12 protein-coding genes are annotated in these 21,423 nt (G+C 41.7%); 4 read left to right on the forward strand and 8 right to left on the reverse strand.

What is annotated here, in order from left to right:
- The first annotated feature begins 23 nt into the window (after positions 1-23).
- Together M2135_RS05200 and M2135_RS05205 are read left to right on the forward strand one after the other, a co-directional pair.
- The gene (locus M2135_RS05200; protein WP_280747545.1) at positions 24-7,415 is read left to right on the forward strand and encodes a hypothetical protein; all 7,392 of its coding nucleotides are present in this window, start codon (positions 24-26) and stop codon (positions 7,413-7,415) included.
- Between the two features lie 75 nt (positions 7,416-7,490).
- Positions 7,491-8,879 (forward strand): DUF1080 domain-containing protein, encoded by a 1,389-nt coding sequence (locus tag M2135_RS05205; RefSeq protein WP_280747546.1) that lies wholly within the window; start codon positions 7,491-7,493, stop codon positions 8,877-8,879.
- Positions 8,880-8,951: 72 nt separating this feature from the next.
- Here M2135_RS05205 and nadD read toward each other — a convergent pair whose 3' ends face one another.
- The 3 genes from nadD to M2135_RS05220 form a co-directional block, all read right to left on the reverse strand.
- Complete coding sequence (nadD, locus tag M2135_RS05210) at positions 8,952-9,530, reverse strand: nicotinate (nicotinamide) nucleotide adenylyltransferase (RefSeq protein WP_280747547.1); 579 nt, start codon at positions 9,528-9,530, stop codon at positions 8,952-8,954.
- Entirely contained in the window at positions 9,527-10,096 is a 570-nt protein-coding gene (gmk, locus tag M2135_RS05215; protein WP_280747548.1) for a guanylate kinase, read from the reverse strand. Before gmk ends, nadD begins: the two co-directional genes overlap by 4 nt.
- Positions 10,097-10,183: 87 nt before the next feature.
- A complete protein-coding gene (locus M2135_RS05220; RefSeq protein ID WP_280747549.1) occupies positions 10,184-11,056 on the reverse strand; it encodes a YicC/YloC family endoribonuclease in 873 nt (290 codons plus the stop codon).
- Positions 11,057-11,202: 146 nt separating this feature from the next.
- Between M2135_RS05220 and tsaB the strand changes: the two genes are divergently transcribed.
- Positions 11,203-11,922: a tRNA (adenosine(37)-N6)-threonylcarbamoyltransferase complex dimerization subunit type 1 TsaB gene (gene tsaB / locus M2135_RS05225; protein ID WP_280747550.1), complete on the forward strand. Its 720-nt coding sequence runs from the start codon at positions 11,203-11,205 to the stop codon at positions 11,920-11,922.
- A 12-nt stretch (positions 11,923-11,934) separates the two neighbouring features.
- On the opposite strand, the gene M2135_RS05230 is transcribed toward tsaB, so the two are convergent.
- From M2135_RS05230 to M2135_RS05245, 4 genes are read right to left on the reverse strand one after another with little or no spacing between them, the layout of a single operon-like run.
- Positions 11,935-12,678, reverse strand: coding sequence for a shikimate dehydrogenase (locus M2135_RS05230; RefSeq protein ID WP_280747551.1), 744 nt, complete (start codon positions 12,676-12,678; stop codon positions 11,935-11,937).
- A 6-nt stretch (positions 12,679-12,684) separates the two neighbouring features.
- Positions 12,685-13,428 (reverse strand): bifunctional demethylmenaquinone methyltransferase/2-methoxy-6-polyprenyl-1,4-benzoquinol methylase UbiE, encoded by a 744-nt coding sequence (ubiE, locus tag M2135_RS05235; protein WP_280747552.1) that lies wholly within the window; start codon positions 13,426-13,428, stop codon positions 12,685-12,687.
- A 17-nt stretch (positions 13,429-13,445) separates the two neighbouring features.
- Complete coding sequence (locus M2135_RS05240; protein ID WP_280747553.1) at positions 13,446-14,396, reverse strand: phosphoribosylaminoimidazolesuccinocarboxamide synthase; 951 nt, start codon at positions 14,394-14,396, stop codon at positions 13,446-13,448.
- A complete protein-coding gene (locus M2135_RS05245) occupies positions 14,393-15,382 on the reverse strand; it encodes a PhoH family protein (RefSeq protein ID WP_280747554.1) in 990 nt (329 codons plus the stop codon). Before M2135_RS05245 ends, M2135_RS05240 begins: the two co-directional genes overlap by 4 nt.
- 630 nt (positions 15,383-16,012) lie before the next feature.
- Here M2135_RS05245 and M2135_RS05250 point away from each other — a divergent pair.
- Positions 16,013-18,796 carry an ATP-binding protein gene (locus M2135_RS05250; protein ID WP_280747555.1) on the forward strand — a complete coding sequence of 928 codons (2,784 nt, stop codon included), beginning with the start codon at positions 16,013-16,015 and terminating at the stop codon, positions 18,794-18,796.
- A 7-nt stretch (positions 18,797-18,803) separates the two neighbouring features.
- Here M2135_RS05250 and priA read toward each other — a convergent pair whose 3' ends face one another.
- A complete protein-coding gene (gene priA, locus M2135_RS05255) occupies positions 18,804-21,266 on the reverse strand; it encodes a primosomal protein N' (protein WP_280747556.1) in 2,463 nt (820 codons plus the stop codon).
- Positions 21,267-21,423: the final 157 nt, after the last annotated feature.

A 21,423-nucleotide genomic window follows, 5' to 3' on the forward strand; every position in this document is an offset into this window, starting at 1 on the left:
AAATGATAACAAATACAATTTACTTGAAGCAAATAAGAATCATCATATTCTTATTTGGTTTATTATTAATAAACGAACAATTAGCCGCACAGAACGCAACATTAGTCACCATTTTCAAAGAAGATTTTGAGAGACCTGAGTTTAGCGATGGTTACATATTGCCAAATCCGGGAATCGGAAATTTCTATGATTTTACATACGCTACAGCTGTGCCTATGGCCTCTAATGTCGGAGAATGTATTATTACTCAAAATTCTGACCTGGTTGGACATGGTTATTCTCATCCGGGTCATAACGGAAGTGGGTATTATCTTTTTGCTGTGAAAGAGGCTGGTACCGACCCGAAAAAAATCTATTCTGTGACTGTCCCTGCTGTAAAAAAAGGACAGACTGTTCAATTTGGCGTTTATTATGATGATGTAGATGGTGGATACAATTTTGAAATACAAGCCACCGGAACGGGTATTGGGGGTGAAACAAAAACTTCGGACCTCTTTTATAATTCGGGTGGAGGATGGATATTCTGGTCTTATACGGTTACGGCCACACAGGATGGAGAACTTATTTTCAGTATAAGGGATAAGTACGGATATGGTGATAACTCCCACAAGTTTGGGATAGATGATATTGCAGTAACCCAAAAGGCGATACATATTACTTCTCCTGCTTCATTAGCTGCTAATACACAGGTGAATACGCAGGTTTCTTCTCCTTTTCAGGCGGAATATTATAATCCGTTGGGAGATGCAGCCTACACCTATGTATGGCAGAAATACAACGGCAGTTCATGGGTTGAAGCTACCGGTGTGAATGCAACAGGATCGGGAAACGCGACTTCTTTTACAGCAAACTTCACTCCTGCTGCGGAAGATACGGAAGGATATGTCAATTACAGGCTGGTTGTTACTGCTGGTGGTAGTGATGTTTTCTATTCGGATGTCATAACGGTAGAATATATCTCGGACGAATATCTGTTTAAGGAAGACTTTGGAGGGAATTGGATCTCTACCGACCAAACAGATATCTCCGGTGCTTCGGGTGACTGGTGGGTTAAGCCGGGCGCTCAGCCTTCTATAATAACGGATTTTAATTACGGGTCGCCCGATAATACCTCAGACAGCAGGGATAAAGCAGAAGTATCCTACGGACAAAGGCCGATTAAATTGGATGTAGACGGATCAGCAACGTATGCTATCACAAAACTGGCAGGTTGGAAGTTACCCCTTCCTGGTTACGCAGAAGGTGATAAATGGAAATGGGGAGACGGAGAAGGAGGAGGCAAAGGAGGCTTTGACGACCACACTTTCCCGGGAGATAATTCAAAAGGATATTTTATGTACTCCGTGAACCGCGAAAATACGGTGAAGACGGTTTATGAAGCGACTATTCCAGTTACCTCGGATATGCTGGGTAAAAGTTATTCCTTCAGTGCATGGCAGGTAGCCCTTTGGGGGAGAGCAGATGCATTTCCATATCAATTCAAGTTGGAAGTAGAAAATACATCAGCAAGTGTAACTGATTTCGCTGAGTTTGAGGTCAGTGATGATTGGGAAGAAAGAAAATTGTTGTTTTACATCCCCACCGATTATTCCGGCAGTACTATAACCATCCGTATATCCTCTCAAGGAGATAATTTATGGCTTGGTCTGGATGATATTACCCTTACGGATTACGACTCCTATGTCACTATTACTTCGCCTTCATCGGGAAGTAGTGTTGGTTTGAATGCAACCTTTTCGGTCGATTATCAATATGTCAGTTCTACCATCAACTACAGGTGGCAAAAGAGTGTTGATGGAGTTAATGACTGGACAGATATAACAGCGTCAGATGGTACAGCAACAGGAGTTAGTGGTACTTTTTTTGCAAACATATTTTCAGTAGAAGATGGTTTCTATTACAGGGTATTGATTACAAAGGGTGGTCATACAAATTTTGCCGGAGCAATGGCTTCAACACCTGTTCAACTGTTCCGGGATACCGATTATCTGTTTAAAGAAGACTTTGGAGGGAATTGGATTTCTACCGACCAAACAGATATCTCCGGTGCTTCGGGTGACTGGTGGATTAAGCCGGGCACTCAGCCTTCCATAATAACAGATTTTAATTATGGACAATCCGATGACTCTGGAGGTAGCGCGGATAAAGTTGAAAATGCTTATGGTCAAAGGCCAATTGAACTGGATGTTAAAGGAGCGGCCACATATGCCATCACAAAACTGGCCGGATGGCAGTTGCCCATTCCTGGTTATCCGGGTGATGAATGGATATGGGGATACGGAAGTGGAAACGGCAAAGGAGGCTTTGACGACCACACTTTCCCCGGCGACAATTCAAAAGGATATTTTATGTACTCTGTGAACCTGACAAATTCGGAGAAGACAGTTTATGAAGCGACTATTCCGGTTACTTCGGATATGTTGGGAAAAAGCTTTACTTTCAGTTCATGGCAGGTAGCTCTTTGGGGGAGGGTCGATGAACTTCCTTATCAATTTAAATTGGAGGTGGAAAACGCTTCAGAAACTGTGACTGATTTTGCTGAGTTTAAGGTTGGTGATAATTGGGAAGAAAGAAAATTATTGTTTTACATCCCCTCCAATTATTCCGGCAGTACCATTACAATACGCATATCCTCCGTTGGTAATAATTTATGGCTTGGCCTGGATGATATTCTCCTTACTGATTATAACTCCTATGTCACCATTACTTCGCCTTCATCGGGGAGTAGTGTTGGTATGAATGCGACCTTTTCGGTCAATTATCAATATGTCAGTTCTACCATCAACTACCGGTGGCAAAAGAGTGTTGACGGAGTTAATGACTGGACAGATATAACAACATTTGATGGTACAGCAACAGGGATTAGTGGTACTTTTGCAACGAATATATCATCTGTGGAAGATGGTTATTATTACAGGGTTTTGATTACAAAGGGTGATCATACAAATTTTGCCGGAGCAATAGCTTCATCACCTGTTCAACTGTTCCGGGATACCGATTATCTGCTTAGAGAAGATTTTGGAGGTTGTGACTCCGAACAGAATTTTATCTATAAAGCAGACAATTTCTATGAGATTCCGGGATATGAGTATGTGAATGCAGATGCAGGAACAGTAAGACCTAACCCTGGAAGTGGGTATTATATAATTACGAATCAGGTCTATCTGAATTACTGGACAAATGGAGAAAATCCTGAAGAAATTACGACTGAGTGGTATACGGATGTAACAGATCATTCTGGTTGTGGGAATGGTTACTTCCTACAGGTTCATGCCAGAAAAGCATTAGATGATGAAAGTATGCAATTTTATAAGACGAATCTTTCTGACCTATGTGCCGGCTCAAAACTGTCGTTTAAGGCCTGGATCGCCGATCTGGAAACAAATAGCAATACGACACAGAATTTTAAATTCCTTGTGAGTTTTAACAATGGAGAGACAGAGGAATATACAACCGGAAAGATCGAAGGAGGACATAATGCGCCATGGAAACAGTACGGGTTTGACTTTTTTGTACCGCAAGGAGCATCTTCAGCTACACTTTCTATACTTGCAGAAGGAGATTGGGACTGGGGTAAGGCTTTTGCAATGGATGATATTGAAGTAAGAACATTAAGTGCGGTACAGATACTTAGACCTACAGAGACGCAAATCAACGTATTATACGGTCAGGAAGAAACACTTACAGGCTCTTATGCGTGTGGTGATCTAACTGGAACGCTTACTTATCAATGGCAGGAACGTACTGAAAGCGGGATATGGGTCAATAGCAGCGGAACCGGAGCCACGGGCACTCATTCGAATGCTAATTTTACGACCAATTATACAACAAAACCCATTGAAAATACGATCTATTACCGTTTTATGGTGACTGGAGATAATGATGAATCTGCATATTCTGATGTGGTTAAATTCATTCCGCAAGAAGTATCTGATTCGAAAACCTATTTCGTATGCCCGGATAATATGACAGATAGTCAGGCTTCATATTACCGAGGAAGTGGTGAAAAGTATCTTCCGGGAATGGTTAGCTTAGGTGAACCTGGTTATTTACCTTCACTGATCCGTATGGAGGCACCTGAAATACTTGGGATTACATATAAATGGTACACCAGTAAAGATGGGGGGGCGGAAGATGAACTGGAGGATCTGGATGAGTATGATCCAAGTCAGATATATTCTTCAGAGCAAGAAGTTCAAGACCCTATATTAATCTCTGACGGAAAGACACATACCATATCTGTTCAGAATGAAAGAAATACGAAAGGAGAGTTTAAAGAAAGAACGTATTGGTTAGAAATCTGCGATAGCTATGGCGTTCCTTTTCCTGATACAGAAAGAATCGAATACTCTTTGATGCCGGGTTATTTGTGTGGTAGTTTAGAGGCTGTTGTCTCCCCTGCAAATGCTCGTCGTATACATAGAGAGAGTTTTGGAGGAACAGATCCCGGCGATCCGAAGATAAAACCAACCCCACTTGAAAACATTACAATAGACTACGTACAGTATACTGTAGACGACGGAAATTTACCGGAAGGTGGTTATATGATTACGAAGGTAAGTCCGGGAGGTGAAAGTGGTGGTTGGGCAACAATACAAGACCATTTTTACGAAGGCCAGTCCAATGAAGAACATGGCTATTTAGTGGCAGTGAACGCTTCTGCAACCCCAGGGCATTTCTATACGCATCAATTAACTAATCTGGGTGCGTGTCGCAATATTGAATTGGTTGTTACCGGATGGTTTACCAGCTTTGTAAACTGGAATGGACTGGAGAAGGTCAATCTTAAATTCATATTGACAAACTCAGATACCGGTGAGGTATTATCCGAATTTATTTCTGGTAATATGGTCGATGGCGAAGGAAATAATTGGAGACAATTCGGATTCAGATTTTTTGTACCGGAAGATGTAACGAGTATAACCATGGAGGTGGTTAATAATAACTTTGGTACCGGTGGGGGAAACGACGTATTGATGGATGATATAGAGATTTATCTGGTCATTCCTCCGGTAACCCTCGTACCGTCTGTAAACGGTCACGTCTGTGGGGCAGAAGAAGGGATAGCTATCCTGGAGGGTACCTATACTGACGATGGCACTTTAGGGAATAATCTGGAGTATCGATGGGAGTTCAGTTCGACAGGTAAAGATGGTCCTTGGCAAGTTATTGCCGGCTCTAATGGAAGTGTGACCTCCGGAGTGATTACTACTGAAAAATCACATTTCGTGATCGAACATTTTACTGCAGTCAATAATGGACATTATCGTTTAGTCGTGGGACAGCTAGGAGTCTTTGATGGTACTCCAAATTATGCCTGTATGGCTGTTTCAGAGCCTCGTCAATTGATTTTTGCCGCTTCTGTAGACAATATCCCGGCTCCCTCATTAGTGAATAATAAGACTGCTTTTTGTTATTCGGATGTGGATGAAGATGGGTTTGTAACCTTTATCAATCAAGATACGCAGGTGACTGACAACAAGCCCTATGCAAGTTATACCTGGATGGTTGATGCGCTTGCAGTCGCTGATACGACAGCAAAAACGCTGAAATTAAAGTTGGCCGACTATGCCCCCGGATACTATACAGTCTCGTTGACAGCCAGTAATTCTGTGGGATGTACCGAAGCATCTCTGCATGAGTTTGTTTTATTCCCCAAGGAAACCACTTGGACCGGCAAAGGAGATCCAAATAACTGGAACGATTTTCGCAACTGGAATAATGGTGTGCCGGGCTACTGTACAAATGTGATCATACCCAATGAGGCGATTGATGTAGAAACAACGACTCTGTTAGACCATTATCCATTATTAATCAAACCAACGGTAGATTCATTGAACATTGAAAATAACTATATCAATAATCAGTCAAATTTGAATTTACAGAAAGAAGGGCAGAATAATGGACTTTTTTCTCTTCGTCCGGCTTGTGATACCATCACCTTTAAGATGGGAGGCGGAGTGGCTCGTACAAATTATTTGAATTATAAATTTGCTCGTGTAGACCTCGATGTGAAACCAAGTCGTTGGTACACCGTTGCGGCTCCGCTCCGTGCGATGTATTCCGGAGATTATTTTGTGGAAGGAAATGTGAGGCGACAGAATCCGGCAGTCTATATGATGAAATACAATACAACCAACCCACAGACAGGAGACACACCGGTAGAAGTGACAGGCGATTTCTCGAATCCTTTCAATACGCTAACCGAAGATCTGTATCCGGGTCTGGGATATGCTATTGGAGTTTATGACGGAGAGGATACGGCTGCCGAACTCCAACCGTTCCGTTTCCCTAAGGATAGTGCCAGTTATGCAATCTGGAACTACCATGGTGTTCATCTGGGCAATACAACGACGTTGAATCGTGATAGTATGGGACGGTTCACCTATGAAAGGCTTATACAGATAGAAAATAATCTGCCGACTGCCGAAACCACAGGTTTTACTACGATTGTAAAAGATGATCAAGGCAGTTATAAAACAGCCCTGTTGGGTAATCCTTTTATGTCGCATCTCGATTTCGATCAATTTAAGACCGCTAATCCGGCTATAACAGGTGGCTATTATATATGGACAGCTAATAATACATTTGAAGCCTATAAGCCGGGAGCCTTTTCGAACGATCCGAATCTCATCGCACCGATGCAATCCTTTATTGTAGAGAAAACAGGACAGATCTCCACGCTTCAATTCGACTTCACAATGTCAAAGACAACGTCCAATATAACCTTGCGCTCCGGAAGTGTGGAAAATGCACTATTGCGGGTGGATGTATTGCGGGATCAGGTGTCGCACAGTCATGTTCGTCTGCAATACAATCCGTTAGAGGAGAACAGTTATCACGCACGTAAAGACATGTGGACACTGTTCTCGGAAGAGAATACCGAACCCGCTGTTTTGTATGCGTTACTGGACGGAAAAGCGGCTTCTATTCGAACGTTGGGTGATTTGTCAGAACCTATCGAGTTGGGAATTCGTACTGATGTTAAAGGCAAACTGACTCTTCGCTTATCAGGTATGGAAACGTTGGATATTTCTCAAGATATTTATCTGGAAGATACTTTTACTGGAACGCTGCAGAATATGAGGGATATCCCAGAGTATACATTCGATAATCAGACCGGCTCTGTGCAGGGGAGACTATTTCTGCGAATAGGAGAGAAGGAAGAAGAGGGTGAGACTCCGGATTCGGATATACGTATTACGACCTATAACGGCTGGATTATGGTGAGTAGTTCAGTCGACGATCCGATAGAGTCTGTGAAAATACATACCTTGAATGGCCGATTAATTTATAACAAACATGCCATTGAACAGAGTTCTATTTCATTTAACACGTCGATTAGTCAGCAAGTCGTGTTGGTTACAGTAACCACTCGTCAGCGGCAAAAAACGGAAAAGGCTATTGTACAATAAAAACGGAATTCTAACGTATGTCTAAAAAATAACTATATTTGGAAATTAAATCTAATATATGTAAAACAAATTCTTATGAAAAATTTATCAATTCTTTTGATGGGACTATTATTCCCATTCATTTTATCTTGTTCTTCTTCTGGCAGTGGCCAATTGTTTAACGGACAGGATAATAGTAATTGGAATACAAAAGGCAACGTTGTAGTCAAAGACAATGCGTTGACTTTATCCGGTTCGGGAGCAGAGGCGGTATTGAAAAACGGAAAATATAAAAATTTTGACCTTAGTCTTGAATTACGAACGACTCCAGGAGCCAAAGGCGTTGTTTGGTTTCATACAGATCCTTTGTTGAATAAAGGGTATGGAGTGGCGATAAATAATAATCACAGTGATCCGATCTGGTGGAAAATGACAGGTAGTCTGTTGTCGGTACGAAATCTGACAAAGAGTTTTGTCAAGGATAACGACTGGTTTAAAATGGATATTCGTGTAGCAGGAAAAGAAGTGACTGTCAAAGTGAATGATCAGCTTATCGTTGATTATATCGAACCGGCAGCTCCTTATCGCATCGCTCCGAATACAAACACACTTTTGTCTGACGGGACTTTTGCTTTGGTCAATACAGGAAGCGGTGATATTCAGTTCAGAAACATCCAAGTCGAAGTGTTGGATCCGGGTAGTATCGATCTAAATGCGCAGTTGGCTCAAGCGAATGATGAACAAAAAGACGAAATCATCAAGTTGCATCAGGAGGATTTCCCGGTATTGGATTATCATGTACATTTAAAAGGAGGGTTAAATAAAGAAGTTGCAGCCGCACAGTCCCGTAAAACAGGTATCAATTATGCGATTGCTCCGAATTGTGGAATCGGATTCCCGGTCACCAATGATAAAGATATCTATAACTTTTTAGATACTATGCGTGCGCAACCGTTTATTATGGCTATGCAGGCTGAGGGACGTGAATGGATCACCACCTTCTCACAGGCTGCCCGGGATGAATTCGATTATGTATTTACTGATGCATTAACGTTTACAGATCCTAAGGGACGTCGTTCTCGCATCTGGCTTGCTGCTGAAACATTTATCGAAGATGAGCAGAAATATATGGATTTGCTGATTGATAAGATTGTCGACGTTTTACAGGAGCCGGCTGATATTTATGTGAATCCTTGTTACCTGCCCGATCAGATGAGCGACCGTTATGATGAGTTCTGGACAGAAGCTCGTATGAACCGTTTTATTGACGCTTTGGTAAAGAGTGGAAAAGCACTTGAGATCAATGAACTTTATGATATTCCGAATAAAGCGATTCTGATGAAAGCGAAAGCAGCAGGAGTAAAATTAACATTCGGATCAAATAATGTAAAACCGGAAGTAAGTGACTTATCATATAGTATCCGTATGAAGAAAGAGTTGGGACTGACTCCTCAGGATATGTATAAACCGAAAATTAAACTTTAAGATCAGTTTAGAATATAAAAACAGGCCTTCCGTATATGACTGTCGGAAGGCCTGTTTTTTATGTATAAACCTCTAAATCTCACAAGTCGGGATAAAATAATCCCGGATAGCTTCCGGTAGAAAAAAGCGGATATCCCTTTTTTCCTCTATCGCAGCTTGACGTATAAACGTAGAAGAGACTTCTATTTCCGGCGCATCATTCATAAAACGAACAGTCGTATATTCTTCCGGAATGATACAGTCGTAATTTTTTCTTGGATAAATAAGGATCGGATAGTTCTTCAAGAGAAGTTCCGCCTCTTTCCACTGTTTGATCATTCGCCAGTTATCGGCTCCCATAATGAAAGAGAACCGGTGATCGGGGTACTCCTTATCTAAAGCTTGTAAGGTATCTATTGTGTAGGATGGGCGAGGAAGCGAAAACTCGAAATCGCAGACTTTAAACTTCGGATAATTGCCAATCGCTTTTTCCGTCATTTCCAGTCGTTGTTTATCATCCAATAGTTTATTTTTCTGTTTCAATGGATTTTGAGGAGTCACCATAAACCAGATCTCATCCAACTCTTCATATTCGCAAATCCAATTAGCGAGCGCCAAATGACCGATATGAATCGGATTGAAAGAACCGGAGAATATGCCCGTTTTAATCATTGATCCAGAAAATGTTTAACGATTTCTAATGTTTCTGCCTTGGCTTTATCCAAATCATCATTGACCACCACAACGTCGAATTGCGGTTTGAAACTTAATTCGTATTCCGCTTTTTTGAGTCTATATTCAATCACCTCCGGAGAATCTGTCGCACGTGCCTCCAATCGTCGCCGGAGTTCATCGATATGCGGAGGTTCTATAAAAACGGAGAGTGCCTGTTCGCCATAATATTTTTTAATATTGCAACCTCCCACAACATCCACGTCAAATACTACATTCTGTCCGTTTTCCAACAGGCGATTAACTTCCGACTTCAATGTGCCGTAGAACTTATCGGTATATACCTCTTCATATTCCAGGAAATCTCCGGCTGCTATCCTCTTTCTGAATTCTTCCGGTGAAAGAAAATAATATTCCACTCCGTCACGTTCTTCTCCTCTCGGCGCACGACTTGTAGCGGAGATCGAAAAATGCAGATTCAGTCCCTGCTGAAGCAAGTAGTTGATAATAGTAGATTTCCCAGAGCCCGAAGGGGCCGAAAATATGATTAGTTTACCGGAAACCATGAGACTAATTATTAATTATTAATGGTTAATGATGAATGGTTGAACCGATTGACAATATGTCATTCATCATTAACCATTCATCATTCTTTAAAGTACGTTTAGTATTTGCTCTTTGATCTGCTCCAGTTCGTCTTTCATCTGTACGACAAGCTTTTGCATCTCGGCATGATTGCTTTTAGAACCCAATGTGTTGATTTCGCGTCCGATCTCCTGAGCGATAAATCCCAGTTTTTTCCCTTGTCCGTGTCCCTCTTTTATGGTGCTGATAAAGTACTTGAGATGATTGTCTAAGCGCGTTTTCTCTTCGTTTATATCCAGTTTCTCAATGTAATAAATCATCTCTTGTTCGAAACGATTTTTGTCGTAGTCTTTTTCAGCTACTTTCTCCAGATTATCGATAATACGTGCTTTAATCTTCTCAATACGTTCGACTTCATATTCACCGATCTGCTCCGTCAGTTTATGGATATTACCGATCTTCTGCTCAAAGAGTTGATAGAGCATTTTGCCCTCCTGCGTCCGGAACTCCTGTAATTGTTGAATGGTCTTTTTTATCGTTGAGAGAATTGTATTCCATTCATTTTCATCGATCTCGGCAAATTCCGATTTGATGGTATCCGGCAAGCGTAAAATGGTTTGAAACCAATCGGCAGGTAGGCCGATCTGTATATCATCAGCGATAGACTTAATCTGATTGTAATAGCTTTCAACAGCTGCACGATTGATTTGTGTGGGTATATCTTTTCCGATATATTCGATATGCATATTAAACTCGACCTTGCCTCTTTCGAGTGTTTGAAGCAACAAACTACGTATTTCCATTTCCTTCTCTTTATATACAGAAGGAAAACGTGTCGATAGATCCAGTTGTTTACTATTCAGTGCTTTTATTTCAATCGTTACTTTTTTGGAAGGGAGTTCGGTTGTAACCTTGCCGAACCCGGTCATTGATTGTATCATCTTACTCAAATTTGCACAAATGTACGTTATTCCGCTGATACTTCCATTCCATTGAATTTGTTTTTGTACTTTTGTTCGTCTAATTATCCATTGACTATTGGCAGCCATAAATTGTCAGTTGTCAATTATCAATTGTCAATTAAACTATGCCTTGTGTTTTACATATCGAAACATCGACAACAGTTTGTTCTGTCGCGCTTTCATTAAATAGTCGGATTCTGTATAATAAAGTCTCTTTTGATGGACCTTCACATGCTGCATTGTTGGGTGTATTTGTGGAAGAAGCATTGCAACAGCTGGAGGCGGAGAACATAAAATTGGATGCGGTTGCTGTCAGCAGTGGTCCAGGTTCTTATACCGGACTTCGCATTGGCGTATCCTTGGCAAAAGGTTTGTGTTTTGGTTACGGGATTCCCTTAATTGCGGTACCTACCTTGGAGTTGTTGGCCGCAACAGCTATTCAGAAAACAGATGATCCGGATGCATGTTATTGTGCGATGCTGGATGCCCGACGTATGGAGGTATACGCTGCTATTTATGATAAAGAACTTGTCTTGTTACGTGAGACAGCTGCGGATATCGTCGATGAAACAACCTATATCACGTATCTCCATAAAGGAAAAGTTTATTTTTTCGGAAACGGTTCGACGAAATGTCAAACGGTCATTCATTCTCCTCATGCAGTTTTTATAGACGATGTTCATCCATTAGCTGTCAATATGGTGGCGTTAGCTGAAAAGGCCTATGGTGAATCCTCTTTTGTGGATACCGCTTATTTCGAACCTTTTTACTTGAAAGAGTTCCAAGCGACTATCGCTAAAAACAAAGTAATCAATGAGGCGTTGAGAAAAAATACGGAGCGATAAAACCGAACCATATCATTGCTGCCAGATTTCCCAAGCAGCAAAAGCTTGCAGCAATAACATCTCCAATCCATTTTTAACAACTGCACCTTTCTCTTTTCCTTTTTTCATAAAAAGGGTCTCATCCGGATTATAGAGCAAATCGTATGATAAATGGTTGGGAGTCAGTTGTTCATAAGGTATATTGGGACATTCATCCACATGTGGGAACATACCTACCGGTGTTGTATTCACAATCACCGTATATTGTTCCATGATTTGGGGAGTGATTTCGTCGTAAGTAATCGTACTATTACCGGGCGTGCGTGATACCAGCGTAGAGCCGATGCCCAACTGTTTTAGTCCCTGGAATACAGCTCGCGAAGCACCACCTGTTCCCAATATAAGCGCTTTCCGGTGTGATTCGTTCAGTAACGGTTCAATGGACTGTTTAAATCCGATGATATCCGAATTGTACCCTTTCAGTTTGATTTTACCAAATAACCCTTTGGTAAATTTGATCACATTGACCGCACCAATCAAACGGGCATCTTCGTCAATGTCATCCAACAGAGGGATTATCTGTGTTTTGTAAGGTAAGGTCACATTAAGTCCACACAATTGAGGATTATCCTTTAAGACATTCTTCAACTGTTTGACATCACTGATCTCAAAATTAACATATTCTGCATCAATACTTTCGTTTGTAAATTTCTGATTGAAAAATGTTTTTGAAAATGAATGCCCCAGTGGGTAACCGATTAAACCGTATTTGTCCATATCTGTTTATTCTTTTGTTCCTGTATACATTGAACAGACACCGAAAGTAAATGTCTGTACCTGTGTTTCTTTAAACCCTTGCCGCGCGAGCAACTCTGTCATGGTTTTTCCTTGCGGAAACTCTCTGATAGAGGCCGGCAGGTAGCTATAAGCATTTTTTTCTTTGGCATACAATCTACCGATAGTGGGAATGACTGTCTGGGAATAGATGCGGTATAACTGTTTCATCGGGAAATACTCCGGTGTCGTTAATTCCAAGATCATCATGTGTCCTCCAGGTTTCAATACCCGGTACATTTCAGAGAGTCCTTGGGCTATATCTTCGTAGTTTCTGATCCCGAATGCAGCCGTCACCGCATCAAACGAGTGATCGGCGTAGGTCAACGCCAGTGAGTCTTGTACCTCAAACCGGATTTGCTTGGAATAACCGGCAGCATCTACTTTTTGTTGGCCGATTTGCATCATTCCTTCGGAAATATCAGCACCGATGATCAAGGCCGGATTTAATGCTTTACACATCGCTATGGCCAGGTCACCGGTGCCAGTGGCGATATCCAGTATAGTCTGAGGATTATATGGTTTCAACCAGTTAATCCCTTTTTTGCGCCATCCTTTATCAAAACCCAAAGAAAGTGTATGGTTCAGCTGATCATACGCTCCTGCAATGGAGTCAAACATGCGTTGCACCTGTTTCCCTTTCTGCTCGGTCTCATTATAAGGGAGTATGTTTTCCGAACCGTATTTAGCCATATCTTATAACTCTCGTATTATCGCTGTTTCAGATAGTTTGTTACATTCATCTCTATACGCGACAACAAGCTGTCGGTATCTTCCTTTACAAAAGCTTCTCCGGTAATATGCTCGTACAGTTCAATGTATCTTTCACTGATACTTTCTACGATCTGCGGAGTCATTTCCGGTACGACCTGTCCGGCTTTTCCCTGGAAATTATTTTCCATCAGCCATTCGCGTACAAATTCTTTCGAGAGTTGTTTTTGTGGTTCACCTTTGCCTAAACGCTCTTCATATCCTTCCTGATAGAAGTAGCGCGAAGAATCGGGTGTATGGATCTCATCGATCAGATAAATTTTACCATCCCGGTGACCGAATTCATATTTGGTATCTACCAGTATCAAGCCCCGTTCGGCTGCTATTTCAGTTCCGCGCTTGAATAAAGCCATGGTGTATTTCTCCAATAAATTGTAATCATCTTCAGAGACTAATCCCTGGCTTAGAATTTCTTCGCGTGAAATATCCTGGTCGTGTTCTCCGATTTCCGCTTTGGTGGTAGGGGTTATGATCGGCTCAGGGAAACGTTCGTTTTCACGCATACCATCAGGAATTGTGACTCCGCATATTTCGCGAACTCCGCTTTTGTAAGCACGCCAAGCGCTGCCACAGAGATAACCACGTACAATCATCTCAACAGGGAAACCGGTACATTGTACCCCTGCCGTAACCATGGGGTCGGGTGTACTCATTTTCCAGTTGGGACAAATATCTGTAGTCGCATCCAGGAATTTTGCTGCGATCTGGTTCAGCATTTGCCCTTTATAGGGAATACCCTGAGGTAATACGACATCGAATGCCGAGATGCGGTCGGTGGCTACCATGACCAACAGATCATCGTTGATCGTATATACATCCCGCACTTTACCGTGATAAACACTTTGTTGTCCGGGGAAATTAAAATCAGTACGTGTTAAAGCCTTTTTCATTCCTTGTCTGTTTTATGAGTTATCGTTTTTTCTTCTCTCTCTTTTTTGCGTTGTTTGTCAAACTTATCATACGCTTCTACAATGCGTTGCACAAGTTTGTGACGAACGATATCTTTTTTGTTGAACTCGATCTTTCCAATACCGGGAACTCCATTCAGAATATTCAATGCCTGTACAAGACCTGAAGTGGCCGAAGGCGGGAGGTCGATCTGAGTGACGTCGCCTGTTATTATCATTTTGGCATTTGTCCCCAATCGGGTAAGAAACATCTTAATCTGATGGGTTGTCGTATTTTGAGCCTCATCTAAAATGATCACCGCATCGTTTAATGTGCGTCCGCGCATATAGGCTAAAGGTGCGATCTGGATCACATTGTTTTCCATATATTCCTTTAGTTTAGCCGGTGGAATCATATCCTGTAGTGCATCATACAATGGTTGCAGGTACGGATCCAGTTTGTCTTTCATCTCTCCCGGGAGAAATCCCAGTTTTTCTCCGGCTTCAACGGCGGGACGACTCAGGATAATTTTTCGAACCTCTTTGTTTTTTAATGCTCTTACTGCCAATGCGATAGCGATAAACGTTTTTCCTGTTCCGGCCGGGCCGATCGCAAAAACCAGGTCATTGTTGTCGAATGTTTTTACCAACAATTGTTGATTCTCTGTCCGAGCCGTAATCGGTTTGCCATTCATGCCATGAATGATCAGATTTTCCTGTTTGACTGTCACCGGAGTTTTTCCTTTTACAATATCCAAAATTACCTCCTCTGTCAGCGAATTATATTCTTCGCAGTATTTTTCCAGTTCACGGATCTTTTTCAGAAAAGTTTCCGACTCATCCTCTTCTCCGATCACTTTCATCACATTTCCTCGCGCTACGATGCGTAGTTTGGGGAAAAGTGTTTTGATCAACTGCATATTGGAGTTGTTTACCCCATAGAAAATTACCGGATCAACACTTTCAAGAATATATATACGTTCTATCATTCAATACTTTTTCTGTATGGATTCTAATTTAGATTAAGTATGCAAAATTAGTAATAATCTATCTTAGTTTGGATAGGCTGTAAACTTTTTCTCTCTTCAAAGAGAAACATCAGGGATTAAAACCCTTACATAAAAGGATTAGATCCTTTGGTGAATTTATTAGAGTCGCTTGTTGTTTTTTGTGCGGATCAATTAATCGTCTACCAATTGGTTCACTTTCGTCTACCAGTTGGTTCACTTTCGTCTACCAACTGTGTCACTATCGTCTACCAATTGGTAGACGATTAATGCTTCCGTTAAAAAGCTTAGAGGAATGGATTGAAATAGATCGCGTTTCAGGTTGAAAGGGATAGATGATCTGTTCTTTTAATGTGCTAATTCGTAAAAAAATAGCCTGTTTTTTAGCGGGAATGTTTACCTTTACCCGGTTTCTTCCAAAATAAGTTATCGTTCGGATTTGATAATTTGAGAATTACTGTGTTAATTCGCGTTTGAATACCAAGAGACAGAAGCTTAAAGGAAAGGAAAGAAGAATAACAAACAGGAGATAGGAACTCCCTTTTAGTGTGTGTGGCGGATAGAATCTCTCTGAAAGAATAAGAATGTTTCATTGTACAAGTAAAGAAAGTAATGAGCGGAAAGCAGATTAAAAAAGAGCAAATAGATAAAACTAAACAAGCCGATATTCAGGTTGTAGCAGAGATGCTTCAGGTAGGGTGGTGGAAAGCTGACTTAAAGGATGGGGTATTTTCCTGTTCTGATTTTGTGGTCGGTTTATTGCATTTGCCTCAGACGGAATTAGATGTCAATCTTTTTTATAAAATTATCCGTGAAGATTATAGAGCCCGAATCATTGAAAAGATTTTTTCGGCTTTAAGTGGCCATGTTTATCAGGAGACTTTTCCGGTTTATATTCAGGATCGCGTCGAATGGATTGCTATTCGGTTCAAAAAGAGTGAAGAAGAACAGACCGTAACGGGGATGATCTATCCGGTTGAGCGATCGGAAAAAGAACAAACAGGTGCGAATTATGAGATGGTGAAAAACCTGATTCACCAACTAAACGGGATCTCCAAATCATTGTTTACCTTCTTGCAGAGTGAGAACCTGGATGGTATGGTCAATCATATTCTGGCTTCACTGGTTACACATTTTAGTGCTGAACGTGCTTATATTTTCGAATACTATTGGGACAAAGGGACACAGAGTTGTACCTATGAGGCGGTCAGTCGCCCCGGGCTGGAAGAGATTCAGAACCTGACTGATATGCCATGTGATGCGAATACCTGGTGGAATCAGCAGATTTTGGCTCAACGTCCGATAATTCTCCATACACTGGATGATTTGCCAGAATGGGACCTGTACGACAGGGAAATTTTGGAATCGCAGGATATCAAGTCGTTGATGGTTGTTCCTTTTATCAATCAGGACAATACGATCTGGGGATATGCCGGAATTGATATCGTAGACCGGCAACGCAATTGGACCGACGAAGACTTCCAGTGGTTCTCATCACTTATGCATATCATCAATATCTGTATCGAGTTGAGTAAAACGAAAGCACAGATTCAGGAAGATAAAGAGTATCTGCAAAACTTATATAAATTTATGCCTATCGGTTACCTTTCGTCTAAGCTGGTCTATGATGAAAACGGAGAGGCTGTCGATTTTATCTATACGGAAGCCAACAATGAAATCGAACGTATCACGGGACTTTCTACTTCCCAGATTATTGGTTTGAAAGGTTCCGATTCGACTACTTTCCAGGATCTGTCAACCATGGTAGGAGTCGTAAATACGGATAAGAACGTCGAATTCGACCTGCCGATACCACATTTCAATAAACATTGCCGGGTGATAAAGTTCTCACTGAAAAAAGATGAGGTGATCTCGTTGGTTGTAGATGTGACAGATGCACACAATGCACATAAGGCGCTCGAAGAGAACGAGAAACTATTGCGCACGATCTATGCGAACTTACCGGCCGGCTTCGAACTGTTCAGTGCTGAAGGTAAATTGGTGCAGACCAACGAGAAGGCGCTGGAGATTTTAGGATTGAGCAAACCGACCTCTGATGACCAGTTGAATATCTTCGATCACCCGATGATTCCTCCTGATGTGAAACGGAAGATGAAGAAGGGAGAAACCGTTGATTTTAATTTGAATTATGACTTTAATAAACTAAGGGATTTTTATCAGTTGGATGAACCGGATAAGCCGGTTCAGAACCTAACGTTAAAAATAGCTCCTATCTTTGATGGTAATCAGGAGATACATTATTATCTGCTTTTGATTATCAATAATACAGAGACCACCAACGCTTACCTGAAGATTCAGGAATTCGAAGAGTATTTCTCTTTGATAGCCAACCTGGCGAAGGTGGGATATTTCAAATGGAATCTGACAACAAACGAAGGGTTCGGTATCAGCCAATGGTATATCAATCTTGGCAAGCCGGGTGATACGCTTATGTCCGATGATCTGGAGGCTATTTATGGAAATCTGCATTCCGATGATTTTGCAAAAATCGAAGCGTTCTACCGGAAAGCGTCTTCCGGTAAAGCACAAGGTTTTGAAGATGAAATACGGGTGATAGGAGAAGATGGTGATATCCAATGGTTGCGTTGTACATTAACAGCGAAGAAGGATAGGATGACTAATGGTATAGAACTTATTGGGGTCAGCTATGATATAACCGAACTTAAGAATATGATTCTGGCGAAGGATAAAGCTGAAGCGTTGGATCGTCTGAAATCGGCTTTTTTGGCGAATATGAGTCATGAAATTCGGACTCCGCTTAATTCGATCATCGGATTTTCCGATCTGTTGGCAGATACTGAAGATGAAGAAGAGCGCCGGGAGTATATCGCCATTATTCAACGGAATAATGAACTATTGCTGAACTTGGTGAGTGATATCCTTGATCTGTCGAGAATAGAATCGGGTACATTCGATTTTGTGGTAACCGAAGTCAATGTAAAAGAACTTTGCGGTGAGGTGATGCTATCGTTCAGAAATAAGACTTTGTCGGAAGAGGTGGCACTTATTTTTGATGATTCTCAGCCGGATAGTATGATAGAAACCGATTCGAACCGGGTAAGGCAGGTGCTTATGAATTTTATTACCAATGCGATAAAATTCACTAAAAAAGGACATATCAAACTGGGGTATGAGCCGCACGGAGAAGATCAGATACTCTTCTATGTAGAAGATACAGGATCCGGTATCGCTCCGGAAAATATCGATCGTATATTTGACCGTTTTGTGAAACTGGATAGTTTCGTACAAGGAACGGGACTCGGATTATCTATTTGTAAAAGCCTGATCGAAGGAATGGGAGGGCAGCTTTTTGTTACTTCAGAACTGGGTAAAGGATCACGGTTCTCGTTTGTGTTGAACAAATCGATTCGATAAGTGGTGGCTATACCGGATCCACATCATAATGCACTAATAATTGTTTGAAGGGGGGATATCCTTGCATTTCGGTGTGAACTGTTTCTATGATTTCACGGACAGGTGCGATTGCGGCGGCGATTTCGATTTTAAGTAAGATTTTTCGGATGTATAATGTTTGAATACGGGTGACAGGAGGAGTTACTGGTCCCAGAACGCGTTCACCTAATTGGGATTGTAGTTTGTGAGCGAATAGGGTAGACATCTCTTGTAATACGGATTCACTGCGGCTACGAAGAACAACAACAATCAGGCGAAAGTAAGGCGGGTAGCGGAACATACTGCGCTCACTGAGTTGTAGTTGAAGCATGTTTTTGTAGTCGACGTCTTGCACCAGTTGAATGATCGGATGGTCGGGTTGGGAGGTTTGAAGGATAACGGTTCCTTGTTTGTCGCGACGTCCGGCACGTCCACTGACCTGTACCATCAACTGAAAAGCCCGTTCGTGTGCACGGAAGTCGGGGAAGTTCATTAAAGAGTCGGCATTGAGTATGCCCACAACACTGACATTTCCGAAGTCCAGTCCTTTCGATAACATTTGTGTTCCGATCAACAGTTGCGTTTTCCCTTTTTCAAAATCGGCAATGATACGTTCGTAGGCCTTCCGGGTACGGGCGGTATCAAAATCGAGCCGTTCGATCTTCACTGATGGGAATAAAGACACAATCTCTTCTTCTACTTTTTCAGTACCGAATCCCATCATTTTAAAACCAGTCTCCTGGCATTGGGGGCATACCTGAACAGGGCGTTGGGTATAACCGCAGTAATGACAGGTGAGGTTGTTTTGTTGTTTATGATAGGTCAGACTGACATCGCAATTCTTGCAATGAGGTATCCATCCGCATGTCGCACACTCCATCAGTGGAGCGAAACCGCGTCTGTTTTGAAATAGGATAATCTGTTCTTTATTCGCTAAAGCAAGTTCTATTTTTTCAATCAGAAGAGGGGAGAAAAGAGTCTCCTTCATGATCTTCTTGCGACGCAACTCCTTAATGTTAACCGGAATGATTTCAGGTTCCAGACATTGGCCGTATCTGACTTTCAATTCAACCAACCCATATTTACCTGTATTTGCGTTGAAGTATGAATCGATTGAAGGTGTAGCAGATCCTAACAGTGTTTTGGCTCCGTGCATTCCTGCCAGTACGATTGCCGCATTGCGCGCATGATAACGTGGAGCCGGATCTTGTTGTTTGTAGGTGTTTTCATGCTCTTCATCTATAACAACCAGTCCGAGATCTTTGAACGGAAGAAAGAGAGAAGACCGTACCCCTAATACAACAAACGGTTCGTTACTATGCAACAGTTTATTCCATATCTCAACCCGCTCATTATCGGAGAATTTTGAATGATAAACAAGTAATTTATTGCCGAATAGCCGAGCCAACCGTTCGGTTAGTTGTGTGGTGATTGCTATTTCAGGCAAAAGGTATAAAACCTGTCGTCCCAGTTTGAGAACTTCATCAATAAGGCGTACATATACTTCCGTTTTTCCGCTGGAGGTAACTCCATGTAACAAACAGACCTCTTTTGATTTGAAGATCTCATGTATTTCGTTATAAGCTTTCTCCTGATGCGAAGATAGCGGATTGAGCGACTGTAGACGACAGACGGATGCCTGTAGCCGGCCGACTTCTTTTTCATAAGCAACCAATATCTCTCGTTTGAGTAGACTGTCGAGCACATTCGAAGATGAATGGCTATACTCCAATAGTTCTTTTTTGGAAACTTCCTGAATCAACGATGGATTCAGTGTATGGCTAAGTTCAAGAAAACCGATTAAAAGAATTTCTTGTTTTTTGGCTCGCTTCAATTCATCGAAAACCTTTTTTAGCACATCCTCTTGAAGATATCGTTCATTTAACCGGATATAGGTCTGTGTTTTAGCAACAAATCCTCTTTTTAGTTCTTCACTAACCTCTACTGCTCCACGTGCCATCAGTGAGGCAACCACCGGCATTACATTGCGCAAACCGGTCTTCTTTTCAAGTTGCGAGACCGTTAGTTTTAATGCCCCGGAAAAGGCGTCCAATACAGATTGTTCATTCGGACGCAATTGGCTGTCGGCTTCAAAATCTTCATTGATGGTGACTGCTGTTTCGCTTTCCAGTTTTAATCCCGAAGGTAATGCCGCTTTGTATACATCACCTAATTTACATAAATAATAAGAGGATATCCATTGCCAGAATCGTAATTGTGGGCGGCGTAGAATGGGGGTGGCGTCCAGTAAGGCATAGATCTCTTTTGTTTCGTAATCGGTAGAAGGTTGACGGTTATGCACTTCCAGGACTATGGCCGTATAATAGCGTTTCTTTCCGAAATGTACAATGACCCGGCAACCGGGTATCACGGCTTTTGCCAAATCGTCGGGAATCCGGTATGTATAACTATTTTCTAACGGAAGGGGGAGTATGACATCAGCGTATTTCATCCAAACTGCATTTGCGTTGTCAAAAGTAACAAAAATAATGAATCCGGCGGTGGACGATAATCTCCAATAATCGAAAACCCCGGTCTAAGGGGCACAAAACCAAACGTAATAAAATAAAATAACTCATTCTGACGCTAAACCATTAAAACATAAGATT

Origin of the sequence: Parabacteroides sp. PF5-9 (assembly GCF_029893105.1) — a bacterium.
Classification (GTDB): domain Bacteria; phylum Bacteroidota; class Bacteroidia; order Bacteroidales; family Tannerellaceae; genus JARXWG01.